Source organism: Marinobacter gelidimuriae (assembly GCF_000372805.1).
In the GTDB taxonomy this organism is placed as follows: domain Bacteria; phylum Pseudomonadota; class Gammaproteobacteria; order Pseudomonadales; family Oleiphilaceae; genus Marinobacter; species Marinobacter gelidimuriae.
In genome coordinates this window covers 1-2,178 of the sequence record NZ_KB889839.1, presented here as the reverse complement: position 1 = coordinate 2,178, position 2,178 = coordinate 1, and the positions used below count along the sequence as shown (strand labels likewise).

The following is a 2,178-nucleotide window of genomic DNA, read 5'->3' as shown; positions in this document are numbered from 1 at the left end:
TTTTTTTATTGTGCTCCATAGGGTATTTCCTCGTTGGTGGTCGAGCTCTAATTATATGATATTTTTAGGGAAATGTCTTAAGTTGATGACATTGAGTTCGCGCCTAGTGACGGGTGATTAATCAGCTGCTGCATTCCTGCTTCCAGTTGATCCAAGTATTTATCCGCTTGATCAACACCCCATTCTTCGCAGGTGTACACCCAAATTCCGATGAGGTCTGATTCCGCCTTCGGCGTGACATTCAGATTGAACACTAATTAGCCGCCTTCATACGTTTACGGCCAGCAGTCTTGATAGCCGATATATCAAGCGGCTTAGGTATCCCGCTTGACTCACCCTCAGACAGGGCCTGCCTCAGCGTGGTGAGACGTACTTGGGCTTGCTGGTCTCGCCGGATGAGATAGCGGATATACTCACTATCATTGCCGAACTGACCGCTTTCAATCTGACCTTTCACCCAACCGTTTTGTTGCTCAGTCAGCGTAATAGTTTTCCGGTGCATGCTCATAGCTGGTGCCCCTAACACAGATAAAGTATGACAATATCATACCACTCGCTTGCACTGAATCAATGCCACACTTCTTGGCGCCCAACGCTGAATTAAGCGGCGCCCAACATGGGCATCCAGTGGACGGTCTCCAGGCCGGGAACGAACTTGATTGACTTGGTTAAATGCCATAAGCCCGCTCAACCTTTGCAACCCGGACTTTGAATTCAGAGTACCAGGCTTTATGACCAAGGTACTGGACTTCAAGATGCTCAGCGTTTTGCTTCCAACTTTTGATGGATTCCTCGCTGGCCCAGTACGAGACAGTAATACCGACATCCTCACGGGCTGACTCTATACCAAGAAACCCTTCTTGTTGTGCTGCCAGCTCCAGCATTCTGTCAGCCATTGCACCGTAGCCATGATCACCTTCAGTGCGAGTTGAGCTGAAAATCACTGCGTAATATGGAGGGCTTGGAGTTTTGGCGATCCCTGACATAACTTCCCCTTGGAATTTAAACGCTCGGCTCACACGCCGGTTTGGGGCCGCGGAGCGGCGTAAAATCGGTCGTTGTGCAGCTGATTGTTAAATATTTTTGCGTACGGTATCCTGTACAAGAACAACATCCTGTACAGGAGCGATCTTATGGATGCAATTAGCTACACAGCTGCCAGAACCAATTTAGCAAAAACTATGGATCAGGTCTGTGAAGACCGTTCGCCAATCATTATAACCCGGAGCAAATCGCAATCCGTGGTAATGATTTCGCTTGAAGACTACGAAGCGCTGCAGGAGACCGCCTACCTTCTGCGTGCACCGAAGAATGCCCGCCGATTATTGGAATCCGTTGCCGAATTGGAGCAAGGCGGCGGACAGGAAAAGGAACTTCTTGAATGAAACTCATCTTCTCCGAGAATGCCTGGGAGGACTATCTGTACTGGCAAAAAACCGACAAAAAGGTTCTTAACCGAATCAACAAGTTGATTAAGGAAACCAAGCGCGAACCGCTCGAAGGTATTGGTAAACCAGAGCCCCTAAAGCATAGTCTGGCCGGCTACTGGTCTCGCCGAATCAATGAAGAAGATCGCATGATCTACAAGGTCACGGATGACGCTCTGCTTATCGTTCAGCTTCGGTATCATTACTGATTTAACGCCCGTATCAACGAGCAAATTTTAATGGCAGTTTTTGTGCGTTTTTTGCACAAAAAATGACAGTAAAATTTGTCCGTTGCATGCGATTGTGTACGCCCAGCATGGGCATGAACTAATGGGGTGAAAGTCCCCTGTAGGAAGATCACCGTCGAAAACCATGTTGTGATTAGACGATAACTACTAGCGAATGGCAAGGGCTTGACCGCGAGGTTAGGTGCGGAGGAAGCCGGACGCAAAACTGCGAGCTGATGAACAAAAACATCATATGAGGCGTAGGCTGGAGGCGAGTTGGCACAAGACGACGAAGCCAAGTGATCTAACGGCCACCGTAAATGATGCAGTTGCGCAGGGAAAGTTTATGTTCTTATCTGGGGAGATCTGCTTAACAAGCGATCGGTTGAAAACCAGTGAGGCTCTGGTTAATAAGTGCCTTGGCTCTTTGTAAGCGCCAATAAATCAGCACCTACATTTCGGCTCGCCAATTGCACACACTGATTTCCTCACCCATTCCATGAGGAATCAGCATGACCCCAACC

General features: G+C 48.4%; 5 protein-coding genes. 2 read left to right on the top strand and 3 right to left on the bottom strand.

The window, feature by feature from the left end; genetic code table 11:
• Positions 1–77: 77 nt before the first annotated feature.
• The 3 genes from A3OI_RS19160 to A3OI_RS0102740 form a co-directional block, all read right to left on the bottom strand.
• Positions 78–254, bottom strand: coding sequence for a type II toxin-antitoxin system RelE/ParE family toxin (locus tag A3OI_RS19160; protein ID WP_018402815.1), 177 nt, complete (start codon positions 252–254; stop codon positions 78–80).
• Positions 254–508, bottom strand: a complete 255-nt coding sequence (locus tag A3OI_RS0102745; protein ID WP_018402814.1) for a type II toxin-antitoxin system ParD family antitoxin — start codon at positions 506–508, stop codon at positions 254–256. The genes A3OI_RS19160 and A3OI_RS0102745 overlap by 1 nt, the downstream gene beginning before the upstream one ends.
• Before the next feature lie 160 nt (positions 509–668).
• Positions 669–986 carry an antibiotic biosynthesis monooxygenase family protein gene (locus A3OI_RS0102740; protein WP_026223959.1) on the bottom strand — a complete coding sequence of 106 codons (318 nt, stop codon included), beginning with the start codon at positions 984–986 and terminating at the stop codon, positions 669–671.
• 147 nt (positions 987–1,133) lie between these two features.
• Here A3OI_RS0102740 and A3OI_RS0102735 point away from each other — a divergent pair, with 147 nt between their 5' ends.
• Together A3OI_RS0102735 and A3OI_RS0102730 are read left to right on the top strand one after the other, a co-directional pair.
• A complete protein-coding gene (locus A3OI_RS0102735) occupies positions 1,134–1,385 on the top strand; it encodes a type II toxin-antitoxin system Phd/YefM family antitoxin (protein WP_018402812.1) in 252 nt (83 codons plus the stop codon).
• A complete protein-coding gene (locus tag A3OI_RS0102730; protein WP_018402811.1) occupies positions 1,382–1,636 on the top strand; it encodes a Txe/YoeB family addiction module toxin in 255 nt (84 codons plus the stop codon). The genes A3OI_RS0102735 and A3OI_RS0102730 overlap by 4 nt, the downstream gene beginning before the upstream one ends.
• Positions 1,637–2,178 lie beyond the last annotated feature (542 nt).